Consider the following 17,775-nt stretch of genomic DNA (forward strand, 5'->3'; position numbering starts at 1 on the left):
TTCAACTAAAAAAATAAAACTAAGGAGGGTTATTATTATGACCTTTGAAAAATACAGTAACAATTGGTTCACCATCGCACTCGACACTGAAAAACAAGTTTTTATCGCCAACGATAAGACCAACCCAAATTTTGAAGCAACCGGAATTACCATTGAATCTGCTGTGCAAAACTTGAAAACTATCATGGCTATTCAAGGTAATTTACAAGATGCATAAATCGGCAGTAGCTAACGCCAAAATAAAATTAGAACAATAACTTTGGTACCTTAAATAAAAGATACCGCGTTATTGTTCTAATTTTTTTTACAATAATCCAGAACGATTTAAAATTTTCTTTAATGGATAGTATAAAATCATCACTAACACAAACGTCGTAATTGAATTAACGATGGTGGCTGGTTCACTTGCAATCGCGCCAACAACTGCCGCGTGCCACTGCATACCTTGATACGCCACACCTTCAATCAACGAGTTTCCAAACGACGTAAAAATCTTCGTTAAGCCTGCCACAAATGCCACAACGACGATATGCCATTTTTTTGTGTCATCCCGGCGTAATAACCGAAATACCAGTGTCACTACCGCAGCCACAATGACAACCTCGAGGATCGTCAGATAGGCAGTGCTGGCATAGCCATGGGTCACATCAAACAATCCTAAACCGATGGCACCAGCTAAAGTCCCGTAACCAAAACCAAGAAACATGATGGCCAATGCAGTTAAAGCATTACCAAAATGCACAAATGGCCTCCCGATTAAGGCTGGAATGGGAATTTGGAAAACAGAAATTCCAATGAAGATAATCGCGGCAAATAGCGCCGTCACAACAATTTTTCTTAATTGATTATTATGCATAACTCTAACTCCCCTTATACGTTAATATCTTTGATAAAACTGATGGTATAACAATTCCTATCCGTGAATCTCGTGAAAACTGTTTGATAGTATCTGTTACTGCCGCACTTGTCCATTGGTTCGCCAATTTTAGTGCCATTAAAAAAGTATCACCACTTAAAAGAAACCCAAACACTAAACTTGAAAAAAGGTCCCCGGTCCCAAAAAAGTTTCCGCTGATTTTTGCTGAAGATACATAGGTGAAGCTTTTGTCACTTAAAAATGCTGTGCCAATTTGATTGTTTAGTTCAACGCCAGTAATGCCAACATCGGCTACCCCAGTTTTTTGACTCAATTTTTCTAATATAATACTTAGGTGTTGTTCATCTATAGTGATGGGAACAGTTTGACCAATTAAAAAGCAGGCTTCAGTCAAATTGGGTAGTAGCACTTGTGCATGTCGGCAAAGTAGCAAATAGTCATCCACCACGCTTTGTGCCATGCCAGAATATAATTTGCCATGATCCGCAAAAGCTGGATCAAGGACCACCAACTTTGAAACATTTTGCTCCAGTAGTAAATGAATCTCTTCATAAACTTGCGTTTCACTTCCGAGATAACCAACTAATATATTCTCAAAGCCCACGTCTGCTTGATGCCAGTGTTTTTGAAATTTAGAGAAGTTTTTCGCCACAGACAGCGTTGCAGGTTTACCAAAACCACCGGTGTGTGTTGATAGAATCATAGATGGCAAAATACTTGGCTGGATGCCAAATGCCGTTATCACTGGAATCGCTATGCTTAATGAAACTGATCCTACAGATGATAAATCCTCAATTAATAACGTTTGCTTGATCTTGATCCCCTCCCATCAAAACAATTTTTTACATTATACCATGATTAGTACTCAAGGCCTGTTCACTAACTATTACTTGCAGAAACATCGATCCTCGTTGAGCCTTAGGACAACTCAGAAGAACAGCCAGAAGTTTCTAAGCATAATTCCTGCAGGATTGCGATCCCGCCTCCACCCATCCTTCACTCTCTTTTTCCGCTGAGCCTTAGGACAACTCCGCAAATCAGGTTTAGATAGTTAAGCAGGGTTCCCGCGGGATTGCGATCCCGCTTCCACCCTGCTTAACTATCTAAACCTATCGATTTGCTTCGTTCACTTTCTTTTTCTCATTGACTTTTAATCTTTTACTAGATATAGTCTAATAAGTTAACTAAATTTGATCATCTATATCTAGGGAGTGTTGTTTATGTCATTACGCGGACGCCTTTTCCGCAAAGAAAGTCGTGATCGTTACATTGAACGCGATAATCGTTTTGAAAAAACCATTTCCGGTGGCGATTTAATCGCCCTCGGAATCGGTGCCGTCATTGGTACCGGAATCTTTATCCTGCCCGGAACCGTCGCCGCAACCAAAGCTGGTCCTGCCATTATTCTTTCTTTTGTGGTTGCTGCCATCGTCTGTTCCGTCGCTGCCATGTGCTACGCTGAATTTTCTTCCGCCCTTCCCGTTGCCGGTAGTGCTTACTCCTACGGTAACGTCATCTTCGGAGAATTAATTGGTTGGATTCTTGGTTGGGCCTTAATCTTGGAATATGTCCTGGCCGTTGCAGCTGTATCCACAGGCTGGTCTGCCTACTTTAGTTCCTTCATTTCAGGATTCGGTATTCACATTCCTCAGGCTTTATCTGGTCCATTTGATCCTGCTCATGGAACTTACATCAACATTGTGGCCGTTATTATCGTATGTTTGATTGCCTTTTTCTTATCTAAAGGATTAAAATCTTCCATTCGAATCAATAACATCATGGTTGTTGTGAAAATTGCCATTATTGTGCTTTTCCTTATTGTAGGTGCTTTTTACGTCAAACCAACAAACTGGCATCCTTTCCTACCTTTTGGTGTAAAGGGAATGTTCCAGGGTGCTTCAACTGTGTTCTTTGCCTATCTTGGTTTTGATGCTGTTTCCTCTTCTGCGGCAGAAGTTAAGAATCCCGATCGTAACATGCCATTTGGTATCATCGGTACTTTAATTATTGCCACTATTTTGTACATCGGCGTTTCTATTGTTTTGACAGGAATGATTCCTTTCACAAAATTAAACGTTGCTGATCCAGTTGCCTTTGCTTTACAGTCAGTTAATCAGAACTGGATGGCCGGTTTACTTTCACTAGGTGCCCTTGCAGGGATGACTACCATGATGGTCACCATGATTTACAGTAGCTCACGATTAGTGTACTCAACTGGACGTGATGGCCTTCTACCAAAAACACTTGGCGAAGTTAGTGCAAAAAATCACTCACCACTGCATGCCATGACGATTGTTACGATTGTAATTGCCATTCTGGGTGGTTTAGTTCCCTTAGATCAATTAACCAACCTAGTTAATATCGGAACTTTAATCGCCTTTACCGTTGTTTCATTTGGAATCATTCCACTACGAAAACGTAAGGATATTCCTAACCATGGATTTAAAGTTCCCTTTTATCCAGTGTTACCTATTATTTCTGGACTATTATGTATCTTTCTAATGACAACCCTTTCCGCTGAAACTTGGATTGCATCCCTTGTCTGGTTTGCATTTGGTTTATTAATTTACTTTACCTATGGTATTCATCATAGTCAATTAGCACAAAAAGATGACTCTCAATAATTATAGACACAAAAGGTTTGGAAATAATTTTCCAGCCTTATTTTTTAACTTTATTCTTGAAAACTGAGAAAGAAGGTAATCTTCATGGCTGAAATCATAATTACATTGTTTCAACCGAGCATGCTAGAAAGCTGGCTACGTTGTCGGGCGTTAGCATATATGAGAAGTGCATTTAACGATGAAATCACTGGTGAAAAAGAAGCCGCTCCAGATAACAAATCTTTGTCATTAGTTGCACTAATAAACGGAAAGGTAATTGGAATTGCCGATATTATTTTATTAAAGGATAGTTTAAAACGAACAAAGGAATACAATCTACAACCACATACCCCATTAGCAACCCTAGACACAATGGCGGTTCACCCAGATTATCAAGGACAAGGTATCGCAAAACGGTTACTGAGGGAGGCACAAAAACAACTAAAGTCTTATGGTGGAAAATTAATCATCTACACGTTAAGCGATAAGCCAGCCAATAGATTGTATCAATCAGTTGGCGCAAAACTATGCTTTGGCGGATATATTGTTTACGGCTCAAGTCCCAAAAACTTAGTACCAACTTTTTCTCGAACTCAAATCAAAAAACAGTGCGAAGTAGCCCTTTTTTCAAAATTTAATCAAGAAATACCTTACGCCAAAAACGGAGACGAAAATTACTACGTAGGACAAAAGAAAAATATTGCACTTCTTCAAAACGTAACTAAAGTGGTTCAAGAACATATTTACCTACTAGATTTAAATTAGTTTTCAGACATGTCACCAGTTCACTTATATTGGCGTATAATTGGTGCCATACAACTTTTCGGAGGTTTTTTATATTATGAAAAATAATCAATTCGCTATTGAAACAGTGGATCCCGCAACCGAACTCAAAGAATTACGAGCTATTCACTTTATCGATGATTCTGTTGATAAGTTAGAGAGCCCAATCGCAGTTTGGAAAGTTCTCTTACACAAAACTATTTTAGAAGCCAAAAGTGAAACGGTTTTTAAACAAAAATTAGATAATTATTTAGCTACTCCCACCACAACACTGGGAGATTTTTTGGAAAACACCCAACCAATCACCAATGAAGTCTTTTACTGTGTTGCTTTGCAGCTTTTGCAGTTCGATGTTGACACTGATTTTGAGCTTGACGAACCTTTGCAGGCTATGAAACGGATTCAACTACCGACTGTTTCTGACTTGATCCAGTCCAAAGCCGACCTGTTACACGCGTGGTATTTGCTTTTATGTACGCACACAAAAAATGGTCAAACTTATTTAGATAAATTAACGCAAGATGGCTATTTTGTGCCATTTTATGAGCAAGCCACAGAACCCCTCTTCTTTAACGGCAAGGCACAGGCTGTATTTGATCCCCATCAGTTAATTCGCGATGTTGTTTATGTGGAAGCCCCTTTGGATACCGATGAAGATGGCAAACGAGATTTACTCAAGGTAGAAATTCTTCGACCTCGTCAAACTGAACAGGGCTTTAAGGCACCTGTTTTATACACCGCTAGTCCTTATAATCAAGGAATCAACGATGAAGCCGGTAGCGCAATGATGCACAACGTGGATGTGCCGCTGGAGGAAAAAGAACCAAATGAGCTGACCTATGAAGATATTCACTATCAAGACGAACCAAAGCCCTTGCCAGCGAAACGTCAAATTGCAGGCGAACAAAAGGAAGCTGACGAGACCTTTGCGATGGAAGCTCCTTATACTTTAAACGACTACTTTCTCACACGTGGTTTCGCAGTTGTTTATGCCGCTGGAATTGGAACTAAAGACTCAGACGGGATTCGCGATACCGGAGCCGTCTCTGAAACTGTTTCGACAATTGCCGTTATCGAATGGCTAGCTGGCAATCGCACGGCTTTCACCAATAGAACCGATAATATTGCGATTAAAGCTTGGTGGTCGAATGGCAAAATTGCAATGACCGGTCGTTCTTACCTTGGTACCTTGGCCACTGCCGCTGCTACGACCGGAGTAGCTGGATTGAAAACTGCAATTTCTGAAGCCGCAATTTCAAGTTGGTACGATTACTACCGAGATGGCGGTTTAGTCGCTGCCCCAAATACCTTCCAAGGTGAAGATATGGATGTACTCGCAACTGAAGTCTTTAGTCGCATGCAAAAACCTGGTGACTATCTTAAGATCAAAGCCTTTTTTGATCAAGTTTTAGCCGCCATGACGAAAGATCAGGATCGCACGACTGGTAATTACAGTCACTACTGGGATACACGGAACTATCTGAATAACGTTAAAAACATCAAAGCTGACATGGTGATGGTCCACGGTTTAAATGACTGGAACGTCAAGCCTCGTAATGTGGGCAATCTTTGGAACGCACTTCGTGATGTACCTGTTGCTAAGAAATTAATCTTGCATCAGGGCCAACACATTTACATTAATGCCTTTCGTTCACTGGATTTCACTGATATGATGAATCTTTGGTTTAGTCATGAACTGTTTGGAATTGAAAATCATGCCAAAGAGTTACTTCCAGACGTTTTAATTCAAGATAACGTTGAACCAGAAACTTGGAACACGTATGAAGACTGGCAATCACCAAAGGATAACCACCAAATCTTCAATTTTGAAGCCAAAGAATTAGTTCCTGAAACAGTGCCAGTCCGAACCGCTGCCGCTTCATTCAGTGATCACCTAGATCCTGATACGTTTGACTTCTATAAGAAGCATCTTGATGTTTGGGAACGCGATTTATTAACCACCAACCACGATACAACTGGTGAGAACCGTTTGCGTGATAATCGCTTAATTTTCAAAACTAGTCAATATGATCAAGATACTTATATTGACGGTCGTGTTCAATTACAAATTCGGGTGGCAGTTAACGAACCATTTGGCATGTTGAGCTTCCAGTTGGTTGATTTTGGGGATGCCAAACGACTAACTGTCAATCCAACCATTTTGGCTTCTAAAGCTTTAAGTGGTACTTATGATTGGCGACGTGATAATCTTCGCGAGTTCACTTTGCAAAAAGAAGCCACACCTTGGAAGATGATTACGAATGGACATATTAATTTACAAAACCGCAAAAATAACTATAAAGTTGACGAACTGAAGGCCAATGATTTTTACGACTTGACGGTTGAATTGCAGCCTACTTTCTATCACTTGTTGGCAGGCCATCAACTTGGTTTAGTTGTGTATGCCACTGATTTTGGTACCACAGTTCGTGGTAACCAAGAACTGCAGTACTCGTTACAAATTAACAAGTGCAAAATGAGTTTACCAATTAAATAGTTGACAGTTTGCGTTTTGAATCGTTTAGTTATCGTAGCTAAACGGGTTTCAGAACCTAAAAACAGGCTGGAGGATTTTCCTTCAGCCTGTTTTCTTGTCCTTATTCATTTATTGGCCGCACGTGAATGATCTCGCCACTGGTAATTTTCAATTTCTGATTGTCCGTTTGCAATAGCAACGCACCGTCATCATCAATATCTGAAACGACACCTGTCACTGTGTTATTTTGAAACTGTACGCGAACATGATGTCCAATTACGGAAGACTTTTTTCGATATTGGGTCATGAAATCACCAGTTTGATAGGTTTCTAAATGGTTAAAAAAGTTAGTAATAAAGTCATTTACAAAAGCCGTTTGATCCTTGGCATCTGGCCGATTGCTGAGTGAAATAGCAACTTTTTGAAGCTCATCCGGAAAATTAGTTGTGCTTAAATTTACGCCAATTCCAATGACAACTCCTATAATTTGGTTAGTTACTGGATTTGTGATCGCTTCGGCAAGAATTCCACCCACTTTTCGATTTGCCAAAATCAAATCATTAACCCATTTAATTTGTAACCGGACCGGGAAATGTTTTTCAATGGCTTCCACACTAGCCACGGCAGTCATTGTAGTCAACAGCCCTGGGTTAAAGTTTTCAGCCGCGATTGGGATTAAAAAACTCACATACAGACCGCTATCTTTTGGTGAATAAAAATCGCGATTTAAACGCCCATAGCCACCGGTTTGATGATTCGCAATAAATACCTGCGGCTGCGTGATTCTGCCTGTTTGTTGACCCACACGTTTTGCTTCAGCATTGGTGGAATCAATCTGATCAAACGTATGCAATTGGATGGCTAACCCAGCTTGAATTAAGTTTTGTTCAACCATTTTTGAATCGAATTTGATAGCAACCGTCCCCTGTCTGCAATTTTGAGTTAATTCTACCAATTGATTGCCATTAGAACAAGAACTTAGGCAATCGAAAAACAAGGCAAAATATTTTTCCACCTTGCCGGGTTCCCATTATTTTTGTTATACTGCACCATATTAATCCTCAAAGAAAGAAGGCATCTTCATGAATTATGGTTTAATCGCACTTATTTTCGTTTTGAGTTTTGCATACATCACAATGAATACTATCCGCACACTATTGGAAATGAAGGGATATAAATTCTGGGCGTCCCTGCTATCAATTGCCGAAATTGTGACCTACGTTGTGGGTTTAAGCTTAGTATTAAGCAAACTCAACAATGTATTGAATATTGCTGCTTATGCCCTTGGTTACGCGGCCGGTATTTACTTTGGCACCTGGCTAGAAGATAAATTGCGCTTAGGGTTGTTGGACGTTAATGTGATTCTACCAAAAACTGATGAAAGTAAGCAATTTGCAGAAACCATTCGTGCTGAAGGCTATGGAGTCACCGTTAAAAATGCCCAGGGTCGTGAAGGAGCTCGCCTTGAGTTTGAAATTTTAACTCCCCGAAAACGGGAACAACATCTTTACAGTTTTATTGAGGATAATAATCCCGACGCGTTTATTATTTCCTACGAACCAAAATTCATCAAAGGTGGATTTTGGCGAAAAACAATGCGAAAACGGGCCCAAAACCGGAACCGAAATATTGAGTAGTTGCGGTTCTTTTGCTAGAATAAGGGTTAACTAAAACGAAATAGGGTGATCTGGTGAAACAAGGAACAAAAATTATCACATTGGATAACGGTTATCATTTGTGGACACATACAGACGGTGAAGATAGCAAAATTCATTTGCTAGCCTTACATGGTGGCCCCGGTGGCAATCATGAATACTGGGAAAACTTTCATGATGAACTCCAGAAACAAGGGTTAAATGTTCAGGTACACTATTATGACCAATTAGGGTCATGGTATTCTGATCAACCTGATTATTCAGATCCTAAAATAGCTGATAAGTATTTGACTTATGACTATTTCTTGAGTGAAGTTGAAGAAGTTCGTCAAAAACTCGGCATTGATCATTTTTATTTAATTGGTCAATCCTGGGGTGGCGCTTTAACCATGCTCTATGCGTTGAAATACGGCAGTCATTTGAAGGGTGCCATTATTTCCAGCATGGTTGATAATATTGATGAATATCTCGAACATCAAGATGCCATTCGTGACGAGGCACTCTCACCTAAAGACGCTCAGTTCATGCGCGATTGTGAAAAGAATGGCGACTGGCATAATGCCCGTTACCAAGAACTTGTTGAAGTTTTAAATAAGGGCTATGTGGATCGCAAACAGCCACCAGCAATTTCACATTTGGTGGATACAATGGCTGTTCCAGTTTACAACGCTTTCCAAGGTGACAATGAATTTGTTGTGACTGGAAAACTTAAAGAATGGGATATCCGCGATCAAATCCACAAGATCAAAGTGCCAACTTTGTTAACTTTTGGTGAACATGAAACCATGCCATTGAAATCTGCACAACGGATGGCACAAGCAATTCCTAATTCTCGTTTAGTCACAACACCAAACGGTGGCCATCATCACATGATTGATAACGCACCTGTTTACTTCAAACACCTTGCTGATTATCTTCGTGATGTTGAAAGTGGCAAATTCTAAATATCAAATTAAAAATCTGGAATTAAGTTACATTCGGAAATGACTCGGATGATAATCTTAATTTCAGATTTTTTGTGTTTTTAATAGTATTCCCCAATTTAGTTGAAAATTGTAGACAAAAGTGTGCTAAACTTTTAACAGCTTACAATTCAAGCAAAGTGACGGTCTCACCTTATGTGGACAAAATTAAAACAAGAGTTTATCTATGCCCTATGTTTTCTGTTTGCCATTTTTGGGTTATCTTTATGCCAGGATAATTTTCAAAATGTGCATCCTGTTGGCACAAAAACGATTGATCAAATTACAGTCGTTCAAAACAGGTACGGAAAGATAACCGGTTATCAAGGAAAAACAAGCGATGATAAGCATATTATACTAACTAAGAATGACTACCAAGCCTGGGCTAAGTCCGAAAATCTGGCCATTACAAGAACAATTTATCACCGCTATGATGATCGTTTAGCAGTCAAATCTTTAAAAGTTGATTGGCGATCTTTACCCCTCTTTCTTGGTGGTTCGCTCTTAGTTACCATAAGTTATTTAATTCGTCTTATTTTAAAAGGAATTGCCCATTTCAAATTGGGAAATCCAACTGTGCTATATAACTTGGTACATCTAGATCTTTTAATCACAGTACTTTTAGTATTGATAGGTTTAACCCAATGGAGCTACACTAACTATTTTGAGCCCTTAGCCTTTGACTTTTTTCAATCGTCAACTTATACCATTCCAACTAAGGCTAAAATCGTGAAAAAAAAGCAAACTAACATTAAAACCAGAACCCGTTATGGACAGGCTTCTTACACTACAAACAATCTTACCCTGAAATTTCAAAACGATTTGGGAATTGATCAAAGAGTTATCCGGGATGTGCCCACCTACTTTTATAATCAGCAAAAAGTAGGGAATTCAATGACAGTTCTCCCCTATGCAAACAATTCCGGTGGGATCAAAATTTCTTCGGTTTTGGTTACTTTGCCAAATGTGCTGCAATTTTTACTTATTGCTTTTGATCTCATTTTGATTTGGTATCTCCCAAACTTCTTTGTCAATTTATGGCATACGTCTAAACTAACGGTTAACCAGTCTCCGCCAAAAAAGTCTAAACATCCCGTATTTAGTGGATTGCTCATCTTATTGCTCGTTGTTTGTGCTATTGGCCAAGGTTTCATACAGACACGGCTTACAGTATCAGAATCGACCCCTAATTCGATTATCCAGACCCACCTAACCAAATCTCAAAATGAACTAAAAAGCGGAACAGAGAAAAATTTCTCTGTTCCGTTTTACGTTTCTGGTCCTTATTTATCAATCCGTAATTTCTCAACATTTAATTCTTTATCAATCCAGTTGGTATAAAAACCGTCCTCATGACTGACAACGATCAAATTACCCTTGAATTTTTGTAAGGCTTCACTCAAAGCAGCTTTCGTTTCGTCATCCAAATGGTTCGTCGGTTCATCCATCACTAAAAAGTTAGACTCAACTAATTCCAACAAACAAAGCTTAACCTTTGTTTGCTCACCACCACTTAAAATGTGCATTGGCTTTTGGGTATCAGCCGCATTGATTCCGCATTTTGCAAGTTTGGTTCGAATAGTTTTGGGTAACATTGTGGGATACTTTTCTTGAATTGTTTCCAAAGGATTCAATTCAGGGTTATCCCAGATTAACTCTTGGCTGAAATAATTCACTTTAGAAGATGGAGAAAAGACTGTTGTGCCACTTAAAGCCGGAATTCTTCCTAAAATTGATTTAATTAAGGTTGATTTACCAGCTCCATTAAATCCAGAAAAGGCAATCTTTTCGCCGGCCGTCAAGCTAAAGGTAACTGGTTCAAGTAATTGACGTTTTCCATAACCCACAGCCAACTTTTTAACAGCGACGGCATTTTGTGAACCTGTTTCCAGATAGGGAAAATCAAAGTGTGAACGCAAATTCTCACTTGGTGGATCAATCCGATCTAGATGTGACAACATCTTTTCTCGAGACTTCGCCATTGTCGAATGAGAACCGGCCTTGTTCTTTCGAATAAATTTTTCAGCTTTTTCAATCACAACCTGTTGCTTCTCGAAAGCCTTCAATTGGGCCTCTTTTCGGGCATCCTTTTGTTTCATTGCGGCTTTGAAATTACCACGATATTTCGTAATTTTTCCAAACGCTACGTCACAAATACAGTTCGTAATTTCAGTCAAAAAGTCGTAATCATGGGAAATAACAATAAAGGCTCCCGTAAAGTTGGTTAAATAATTTTCTAGCCAGTCAATATGTGCAGTATCCAAGTAGTTGGTCGGTTCATCCAAAAGTAACACATCAGGATTCTGCAAAAGGAGTTTCGCCAAGATAATCTTTGACCGCTGTCCGCCACTCATTTCACTGACAATGTGATCACGACCAATATCGTCCAAACCCAGACCTGTCATGACACGAGCAATTTCCGTATCAATATCATAAAAGTTATTGGCTTCCAAGGTTTCTTGAATTCGGCCAGCTTTTTCTAATAGGTCATCATCTAAATTTTCGGCATAATCCGCATAGCACTTGTCCATTTTATCTTTCAAGGCAAATAAATGGGCATACGCCGTAGTCAAAAATTGATAAAGGGTATCGCCATCTGGAATATCCGCATACTGATCCAAATAACCATAAGTGACCTTATTTTGCCACTTCACACTGCCTTCATCAGGTAAAATTGTCCCTGTTAAAATTTTAATTAAGGTACTTTTCCCTGCCCCGTTTTGACCAACAATCCCCATATGATCTTGTTTGTTCAGTTCAAAACCGGCATCGTCATATAATTTTTTATCCGCAAATCCATGGGATAAGTTTGCTACTGATAATATACTCATAATTCTCACTTTCTATCCGTTCCTAAAACAACTAATAACAACCGTATCACAAAGGTCTAAACACCGTCAACTAAGGCAATTCACCAGCCAATCACACTTTTTAAAAAGATAGTGCTTACAATTTCATCAGGGATAGCTTTTAACTGGTGCTCAAATTATTTTCAAATATAGATTATGCTATACTATTGTTATTAAATTAATCATACTTTAGTAAGGAAGTTTTCTATCATGAACGTTCGTGAAATTGATCACCTTGTTTTAACAGTTACTGACATCGAAAAAAGTCTGCGTTTCTATCATGAAGTTTTCGACATGCCAATCTTAACGTTTGATGCCGATCGAAAAGCCGTTCTTTGTGGCAAACAAAAAATTAACTTTCAGCTTGTCGACGAACCACATGAACCCGTTGCTGATAAACCAACACCGGGTTCTGCTGACCTTTGCATTGTGGTTAAAGACAAACTTCCCGAAGTGATTAACCATCTCAAGAGTTATTATGTCGACATTATTGAAGGACCAGTTCAAAAAACTGGCGCTCACGGCAAACTCACTTCCGTCTATGTCCGTGACCCAGACGCCAATTTAATCGAAATTAGTAACTACTAGTTTCACTTAAAAAAGCTTTTGGCAAAGTTAGCTAATTCTAACCAGCCAAAAGCTTTTTTCTATTTTCGTACTTGTCCGTTTCCACGAATCACATATTTAGTTGACGTGATTTCATTAAGGCCCATTGGTCCACGGGCATGCAATTTTTGAGTACTAATGCCGATTTCAGCACCAAATCCAAATTCATAGCCATCCGTAAACCGGGTCGATGCATTCACATAGACAACCGCTGCATCAATTTCTTTGGTAAATTGCTCGCTGTGTGCATAGTTGTTTGTAATAATGGCTTCACTATGCTTGGTATTATAACGATTTATATGGTCGATTGCCTGATCCAAATCATCAACCACTTTTATAGCCATAATATAATCGTTGTATTCTGTTCCCCAATCTTCTTCAGTTGCCAAACTAATATCGGGTAAAATTGACTTTGCCCGTTCATCCCCGCGTAAATCAACATTAAACGGCTTTAAGGCTTTAGCAACCATTGGTAATAGCTCCTCAGCCACTGCCTCATTTACCACCAATTTTTCCATGGCATTACATACCGAAGGGCGTTGTGTTTTGGCATTCACAATAATATTTGTGGCCATTTGTAAATCAGCCCCCTCGTCGACATAAACATGACAATTACCTGCCCCTGTCTCGATTACCGGGACTTTAGCCTTTTGAACAACCATTTGAATAAACTTGGCACTTCCTCGAGGAATTAACACATCCAAATAGGCTGTCAGTTGCATTAAAGCGGTCGCCGTTCCATGGGAAGTATCGGTAATAAGTTGAATACTATCCTCTGCAATTGTTTCGGTCTTTAAGGCAGTTCGTAGCGCCGTCACAAGCGCCTGATTAGAATGAATGGCCTCTTTACCGCCACGTAAAATGACCGCATTCCCGGATTTAAACGTCAATCCAGCTGCATCAACCGTTACGTTTGGCCGTGCTTCATAGATCATACCAATCACACCTAATGGTACCCGAACTTGGGAAATATCCAATCCCGTTTCGGTAGTCCATCCCTTCAGAACTTCACCAATTGGATCGGCCAATCCCGCAACTTCTTCCAAGCCATCTGCCATGCTAGCAATACGGTCATCATCAAGTTTTAAACGATCCAACATAACTTTTTTAACACCATTTTTTTCGGCATCTTGCATGTCAATTGCATTTGCTTTTAAAATAGCATCTGAACTTTTTCGTACTTCTCGTGCCATAGCCTTCAAAACTTGATTTTTTTTGATTGTTGATAATTGGGAAAGCTGTTGTTCTGCATTTTTTGCATTTTGACCCATCTGCGTTAATGTGATCATGCTAGTCCTTCTTTCGTGACAACTTCTTTTGGTTCAAAAAGGGTTCCAACTGGATCGCCCGCCAAAATATTATAGATAATTCGTGGATTCTTGCCATTTGCCAGTATCATTTTTTGATGATTTTTCAAAATTCGTTTGGCAGCCTTTAGTTTCGTAACCATTCCGCCTGTTCCAAACTTTGTGCCCACACCGCCGGCAGCCTGAATAATCGACCCATCAATGTTTGTAATCGTGTGGTACAACTCAGCGTTTGGATTAGACAAAGGATTTCCTGAATAAAAGCCATCAATATCAGACAACATGATCAACAAATCAGCATCAATTAAATTTGCAACAATGGCAGACAACTGATCATTATCACCAAACTTGGTTTTGTGATCCAATTCATCAACTGAAACTGTATCGTTTTCGTTTACTATTGGGATCACATTCATTTTTAATAACTCTTGAAAAGCGTTGAACACATTCTTTTTACTTTGGGGATACACTAGTACATCCCGTGTCAGTAGCATTTGGGCTACTGATTTACCATAGTGCTGAAATTCACGCTCATAAATGCCTAATAACTCGCCTTGTCCCACAGAAGCAACTGCCTGTTGAGCTGGAATTGTATCTGGTCTTTTTGACAAACCCAGTCGTCCCATCCCCACACCAATTGCACCTGAAGAAACTAAAACAACCTCCTTGCCTTGGTTTTTTAAGTCGCTCAATACAAACGCGAGACGCTCAATTGAACGCAAATTTAATTTACTGGTGTCTTGATACAACAGCGAGCTAGTTCCAATTTTAATTACAATTCTCTTTGCATCTAAATTTCGTTTATTCATGCTGCCACCATTTCATTTTAAAAGTTTCATTTCGTTATTAATCTACACGCGTACTATCATACCGGAATTCACGAATTTGTCCAAGTATTCGTCTTCGCTTGTATGTATCAAAATTTAGTAGATAGGGCTCTAACTAGTTAAAGCCTAATTTTTTTGATCATTATTTACCGTTCCGATGTTGACGTGGGGCCGTGTGAGGTCGCTTGCGAACCGTCTGTTAAGACTACTGCCCGGAGACGGGCATCTGCAAAATTTATCCATGCTTTGCCTAAAACATCTGAAATCAATGCCTGGTATTGAATCATTAAATTCTTTTCCACATCACATAAATCGTGACTCTCCTTTAAAACTTCCATAATTTCTATGCCGTTACCTCCTAAATTTTTGACTCTTATACCTAATTAGAAAGTTATCGGCCTTCTCTTTATCTGAAAAGATTTACTTTCGCTTTTCTACTCAAACTTTACATTAATACTTCGTTTTATCCGGAATACAAAAAAGTTGGCTACTTAAAAGTAAACCAACTTTTGATTTGTTCCAAAATACTTAGATTAATAATTTTTTTGCATCAAAATCGGGCTCCAACAAATACTTAGCATCAAATTCAGGATCCTGTGAAGTTAAGATCTTGGGACCATCATTTGTAACAACTAAAGTGTGTTCGTACTGACAACTTAAACTGCCGTCCATAGTTGTGACAGTCCAACCATCAGGAGCAGAAGTATCACAACGCCAATCACCTGTATTAACCATAGGCTCGATTGTGATCGTCATGCCAGCCTTTAAACGTAAGCCACGGCCTGCATCACCGTAGCCAGGAACCATTGGATCTTCATGCATTGTTGGCTGAATACCATGACCAACGAATTCACGAACATCACCGTAACCATTTTCGTCTTCAATGTAATGCTGCATTGCATGACCAATGTCACCAATTCGATTGCCAGGAATGGCTTGATCAATTCCAAGATACAACGCTTTTTTAGTGACATCCATTAAATTCTTAACTTCATCACTCACATTGCCAACCGCATAAGCCCAACAAGAATCAGACATATACCCATCCACACTAACCACAGTATCAACTTTAACCAAGTCACCATCTTTAATTAAAAGATCTTTTCGTGGAAAACCATGGCAAACTTCATTGTTAACACTGACACAAGTAGCATATTCATAGCCTTCAAACCCTTTTTCTTCAGGTTTAGCATTGTTTTCAGCTAAATAACGTAACGCAAATTTTTCAATATCCCAACTTGAAATTCCGGGTTTAATAATCTTTCGTAACCCAATATGCATGCCAGCCAAAACGGCACCAGACTTTTGCATTCCTTTAATTTCTCGTTCTGATTTTAATGTGATCATTTCACTATCTCCCAATTTTTTAATTCATCAATTCTATCTTAGCACAAGTCAAACGTTTGGTTCAGTTGAAGCCGTTGTTCACAAACAATTATGCTTTGCTAGTGCACGTCGCTACCAAGAAAATCTTGCCAATCTGGCGCCCAAACGATGCCCATTGACTTTTCACCCGTATGGACACCCATAAATGGGCCAATCTCACCAGTTTCAATTGTGGCCGTTTGATATTGGTTTCTTATTTCCGATTGCCATTCCTGATTCAATTCACTATTGTTGGCATCTAGTACACTAATTCTTTGCTTAACTGAACTGTTCAATAGTTTTTCATCCATCATTAATTTCACTTTTTTAAACGCATTATCCATATGATGGGCATTCGTCACAAGGGCCAATCTCCCGGCTTTATTAAACGTTAGGATTGTACGTGTGCCCAAAATTGCTCCAATCAATGGAGAACGGCTCATAATACGGCCTGTTTTGGATAACGCACGCATATTATAAACAACAAGCAGAAAATGGGTTGCTTCTTGTAACTTCTTAACTTGTTTTAAAATATCATGAACTGAATAGTTTTGATCAACAAGGGCCGCGGCAAGTAAGGCAAGGTTACCTTCTGCAGCGCATGCCATCATTGAATCAATGGCATAAACGTCTAAGTCCTTGACGGAAGGTGCGAAAGCCTTCAAATTGGTAATAAACCCGCTAAGCCCACCAGAAACACCCACACAGATTGCGGCCTCATACCCTTGATGGGCAAGGTCGGTAAAGACGCCTTGCATTTCACTCATGGCAACTTGTGAGGCGGTGGGAACTGTTTTATCATTTCTGAGTCTTTTATAGAATTCAGAAGATGATAAATCAACTCCTTCTCGATAAAGATGATTACCAAAAAGAATGGGTTGATTGATCACGATTAAATGATACTGACGAACTAATTTTTCAGGAATATTAGCGGAACTATCGACAACAACCGCAATTTTCATTTTGTCACCTAGTCTCCACTTTGGAATCCAAATATTTTGTTAACTTGTCTTGAGGGTAAAAGCCGGTGACTTTTTCAACGGCCTTCCCATCACGAAATAAAACTAGTGCTGGAATACTCATGATTTTATACTTTTCGGCAATTTCTTGTTGATGGTCAACGTTGAGTTTACCGAATTTAATTTTACCTTTGTAGTTAGGTTCAAGCTGATCAAGGACAGGTTCAAGCATTTTGCAAGGCCCGCACCAAGGGGCCCAAAAGTCAACAAGAACAAGCCCGTCAGCCGTTTCTTCATCAATATTGTAACTTGTAATGGTAACAGCCATGTCATTTCCTCCGTTTGTGAAGCTTATGAATGAATTATAGCATAATGAAAAAAAGTGAGCGGATTGCAGCGTTTGGCTTACCAATATAATTGTGCCGCTAGCGGGATCGTGATCCTGCGGTTAGGCATGATTATATTGGTAAGTCTGCTGCAAGGAGCTGTCCTAAAAAAGTGAGCGG

At 39.4% G+C, this 17,775-nt stretch carries 18 protein-coding genes; 8 read left to right on the forward strand and 10 right to left on the reverse strand.

Features of this window, described 5'->3' with window-relative positions; genetic code table 11:
- Positions 1-37 precede the first annotated feature (37 nt).
- Positions 38-217, forward strand: coding sequence for a hypothetical protein (locus tag DD627_RS06315; protein ID WP_057783230.1), 180 nt, complete (start codon positions 38-40; stop codon positions 215-217).
- A gap of 87 nt (positions 218-304) precedes the next feature.
- Here the strand turns inward: DD627_RS06315 and DD627_RS06320 are convergent, their stop codons facing one another.
- Entirely contained in the window at positions 305-856 is a 552-nt protein-coding gene (locus tag DD627_RS06320) for an ECF transporter S component (RefSeq protein WP_260274525.1), read from the reverse strand.
- 4 nt (positions 857-860) lie between these two features.
- Positions 861-1,622 (reverse strand): bifunctional hydroxymethylpyrimidine kinase/phosphomethylpyrimidine kinase, encoded by a 762-nt coding sequence (locus DD627_RS06325; RefSeq protein ID WP_260274526.1) that lies wholly within the window; start codon positions 1,620-1,622, stop codon positions 861-863.
- A gap of 475 nt (positions 1,623-2,097) precedes the next feature.
- On the opposite strand from DD627_RS06325, the gene DD627_RS06330 reads away from it, so the two are divergent.
- The 3 genes from DD627_RS06330 to DD627_RS06340 all read left to right on the forward strand — a co-directional run bounded on the left by DD627_RS06330 (position 2,098) and on the right by DD627_RS06340 (position 6,760).
- Complete coding sequence (locus DD627_RS06330) at positions 2,098-3,501, forward strand: APC family permease (RefSeq protein ID WP_057783223.1); 1,404 nt, start codon at positions 2,098-2,100, stop codon at positions 3,499-3,501.
- A gap of 84 nt (positions 3,502-3,585) precedes the next feature.
- A complete protein-coding gene (locus DD627_RS06335) occupies positions 3,586-4,245 on the forward strand; it encodes a GNAT family N-acetyltransferase (RefSeq protein WP_068807657.1) in 660 nt (219 codons plus the stop codon).
- A 76-nt stretch (positions 4,246-4,321) separates the two neighbouring features.
- A complete protein-coding gene (locus tag DD627_RS06340; protein WP_260274527.1) occupies positions 4,322-6,760 on the forward strand; it encodes a Xaa-Pro dipeptidyl-peptidase in 2,439 nt (812 codons plus the stop codon).
- Positions 6,761-6,860: 100 nt separating this feature from the next.
- Here DD627_RS06340 and DD627_RS06345 read toward each other — a convergent pair whose 3' ends face one another.
- Positions 6,861-7,694 (reverse strand): biotin--[acetyl-CoA-carboxylase] ligase, encoded by an 834-nt coding sequence (locus tag DD627_RS06345; protein WP_286984600.1) that lies wholly within the window; start codon positions 7,692-7,694, stop codon positions 6,861-6,863.
- A gap of 121 nt (positions 7,695-7,815) precedes the next feature.
- On the opposite strand from DD627_RS06345, the gene DD627_RS06350 reads away from it, so the two are divergent.
- The 3 genes from DD627_RS06350 to DD627_RS06360 all read left to right on the forward strand — a co-directional run bounded on the left by DD627_RS06350 (position 7,816) and on the right by DD627_RS06360 (position 10,697).
- The gene (locus tag DD627_RS06350) at positions 7,816-8,376 is read left to right on the forward strand and encodes a DUF5698 domain-containing protein (RefSeq protein WP_147206713.1); all 561 of its coding nucleotides are present in this window, start codon (positions 7,816-7,818) and stop codon (positions 8,374-8,376) included.
- A gap of 53 nt (positions 8,377-8,429) precedes the next feature.
- Positions 8,430-9,338 carry a proline-specific peptidase family protein gene (locus DD627_RS06355; RefSeq protein ID WP_057783213.1) on the forward strand — a complete coding sequence of 303 codons (909 nt, stop codon included), beginning with the start codon at positions 8,430-8,432 and terminating at the stop codon, positions 9,336-9,338.
- A gap of 174 nt (positions 9,339-9,512) precedes the next feature.
- A complete protein-coding gene (locus DD627_RS06360; RefSeq protein ID WP_068807648.1) occupies positions 9,513-10,697 on the forward strand; it encodes a hypothetical protein in 1,185 nt (394 codons plus the stop codon).
- Here DD627_RS06360 and DD627_RS06365 read toward each other — a convergent pair.
- Complete coding sequence (locus DD627_RS06365; protein WP_057783208.1) at positions 10,640-12,187, reverse strand: ABC-F family ATP-binding cassette domain-containing protein; 1,548 nt, start codon at positions 12,185-12,187, stop codon at positions 10,640-10,642. The two genes, DD627_RS06360 and DD627_RS06365, sit on opposite strands and share 58 nt — an antisense overlap.
- 228 nt (positions 12,188-12,415) lie before the next feature.
- Between DD627_RS06365 and DD627_RS06370 the strand changes: the two genes are divergently transcribed.
- Positions 12,416-12,793 (forward strand): VOC family protein, encoded by a 378-nt coding sequence (locus DD627_RS06370; RefSeq protein WP_068807645.1) that lies wholly within the window; start codon positions 12,416-12,418, stop codon positions 12,791-12,793.
- A 59-nt stretch (positions 12,794-12,852) separates the two neighbouring features.
- Here DD627_RS06370 and DD627_RS06375 read toward each other — a convergent pair whose 3' ends face one another.
- The 6 genes from DD627_RS06375 to trxA form a co-directional block, all read right to left on the reverse strand.
- Complete coding sequence (locus DD627_RS06375) at positions 12,853-14,100, reverse strand: glutamate-5-semialdehyde dehydrogenase (protein WP_260274528.1); 1,248 nt, start codon at positions 14,098-14,100, stop codon at positions 12,853-12,855.
- Entirely contained in the window at positions 14,097-14,927 is an 831-nt protein-coding gene (proB, locus tag DD627_RS06380) for a glutamate 5-kinase (protein WP_260266997.1), read from the reverse strand. Before proB ends, DD627_RS06375 begins: the two co-directional genes overlap by 4 nt.
- 164 nt (positions 14,928-15,091) lie before the next feature.
- The gene (locus tag DD627_RS06385; protein WP_286984602.1) at positions 15,092-15,232 is read right to left on the reverse strand and encodes a hypothetical protein; all 141 of its coding nucleotides are present in this window, start codon (positions 15,230-15,232) and stop codon (positions 15,092-15,094) included.
- Between the two features lie 241 nt (positions 15,233-15,473).
- Positions 15,474-16,292: a type I methionyl aminopeptidase gene (map, locus tag DD627_RS06390; RefSeq protein ID WP_068807631.1), complete on the reverse strand. Its 819-nt coding sequence runs from the start codon at positions 16,290-16,292 to the stop codon at positions 15,474-15,476.
- A gap of 98 nt (positions 16,293-16,390) precedes the next feature.
- Entirely contained in the window at positions 16,391-17,272 is an 882-nt protein-coding gene (locus DD627_RS06395) for a DegV family protein (protein WP_057783196.1), read from the reverse strand.
- Positions 17,273-17,276: 4 nt separating this feature from the next.
- Positions 17,277-17,597, reverse strand: coding sequence for a thioredoxin (gene trxA / locus DD627_RS06400; RefSeq protein ID WP_057783194.1), 321 nt, complete (start codon positions 17,595-17,597; stop codon positions 17,277-17,279).
- Positions 17,598-17,775: the final 178 nt, after the last annotated feature.

Source organism: Pediococcus sp. (assembly GCF_003533255.1).
In the GTDB taxonomy this organism is placed as follows: domain Bacteria; phylum Bacillota; class Bacilli; order Lactobacillales; family Lactobacillaceae; genus Pediococcus; species Pediococcus parvulus.